Source organism: Nostoc sp. UIC 10607 (assembly GCF_047228265.1).
GTDB lineage: Bacteria > Cyanobacteriota > Cyanobacteriia > Cyanobacteriales > Nostocaceae > Nostoc > Nostoc foliaceum_A.
Genome location: NZ_JBIQNW010000173.1, coordinates 1 through 1,832, shown reverse-complemented (window position 1 = coordinate 1,832; position 1,832 = coordinate 1). Strand labels below are relative to the sequence as shown.

Annotated in this window: 1 protein-coding gene; it reads left to right on the top strand. The window is 35.5% G+C overall.

Annotated elements, in window-relative coordinates:
• Positions 1 to 83 precede the first annotated feature (83 nt).
• Complete coding sequence (locus tag ACEYW6_RS36145; RefSeq protein WP_412983596.1) at positions 84 to 1,571, top strand: IS1380 family transposase; 1,488 nt, start codon at positions 84 to 86, stop codon at positions 1,569 to 1,571.
• Positions 1,572 to 1,832 lie beyond the last annotated feature (261 nt).

The following is a 1,832-nucleotide window of genomic DNA, read 5'->3' as shown; positions in this document are numbered from 1 at the left end:
CCCGGATTTCTCACAAAGCCTGAAAAAAGAAGAGTCAAAAACTGCCAAAATGACTAATATACCTGAATTCCAGCAGTTTTAGCATGACTCTTCAGAACACAGATTGTATACCAGAACAGTTCAAATTTGAACAAGTAAAATCATGTCCAGTCATAGTGAATTTCCAGTGTAAGCCTGTAACATCAGATGCAGGTTTAACATTAATTGCGGAACTAGACCGGAAAAGAGGAATCACATCACGATTAGCACAGTGTTTCAAAGATTACAGAGAAAAGAACAGAATTGAGCATTCGGTAAGTAGTTTGATTGCACAGAGGATATATGGTTTAATCATGGGCTATGAAGACATCAATGATCATGAATTTCTCCGCGATGATTTGATATTTGCACTCTGCGTTGGAAAAGTTTTGAACAAAGAGTTTGAATCAGCGAAGTTAGCAGGTAAGAGTACATTAAATCGTCTAGAACACTGTCCAGAAAATATAACGTCTCTAGCAGAAAGTCGATATCATAGAATTGAACATAATGCATCAGCTATAGAAACATTATTGGTGGAAATATTTTTAGAATCATATTCTTCACCACCACGACAAATAACTTTAGATTTAGATGTGACTGATGATTTAGTACATGGTCATCAAGAAGAAGTATTCTTTAACCCTTATTATCATGGGTACTGTTATGCTCCTCTGTATATTTTCTGCGGTAAACATTTATTAGCATCAAAGTTACGTGCCTCTAACCTAGACCCGGCAGAAGGAGCATTAGAAGAGTTACAAAGAATTATAAAACTAATCCGCTCACGCTGGGGGAAAGTGAAAATTCTGATTCGGGGAGATAGTGCTTATTCTAGAGAAGAGATTATGGCATGGTGTGAATCACAACAAGAAATTGATTATGTGTTTGGATTAGCACAAAACAGTCGATTAATTCAGCTTTCACAATCAATTAAATACCGTGCTTCTCTTGAATATGAACAAAAACTGCAACCAGTAGTTGAGTTTTTTGAATCCTTATTTGCGCCGTCACCAGATTTACACCTCGCAGCAACAGCATTTGTGAAGAATTCAGTTTGGTATTCATCGCTTAACTATAAAACTCTATACTCTTGGAGTCGAAATCGGCGGGTTGTTGCCAAAGTTGAACATAGTAATCAAGGGGTAGATACTCGTTTTGTAGTAACTTCACTACCGATAAAGAAAATCCCGCCTGGAAAACTTTATACAGAAAAATATTGTCCAAGAGGCAATATGGAAAATTGTCTCAAAGAGCAAAAACTAGAACTAAAAAGTGATAGGACAAGTACCCATACATTTGCAGGTAATCAACTACGGTTGTGGTTTTCATCTGTTGCCTACATTTTAATGAATGCTTTACGGGAGAAGTGTTTAGCCAAAACGGAACTTCAAAATGCTACTGTTGGCACTATTAGGACAAAGTTACTAAAATTAGGAGCAACTATCACGGTTAACTGCCGAAAAATTTTAATTTCAATTAGTAGTTCTTGCCCCTATAAAGGAATTTTCGCTCTGGCATACAATTATTTATCTCTCTTACCCTGTCCTGGTTAATTTTTACTTAATTGTCATCATAATGATTAGCTTCTTGGGGTTGAGTTTACTGAATTTAACCCTGTTTTCGGCTGCTTAATTATTGCTAATCATAGTTTTTATTTCAGCATTTATCGTTTTATGCGTCTTTTATTTATCTTTAAAGCTTCGGATAATACTTAATTGTCTTCGGTTCCTGAATTTAATCCACTAATGTATAAAATATCCTTTCCTAAATTTTACTCATCTCAATAATTTTTTTGCACTTGTGAGAAATCCGGG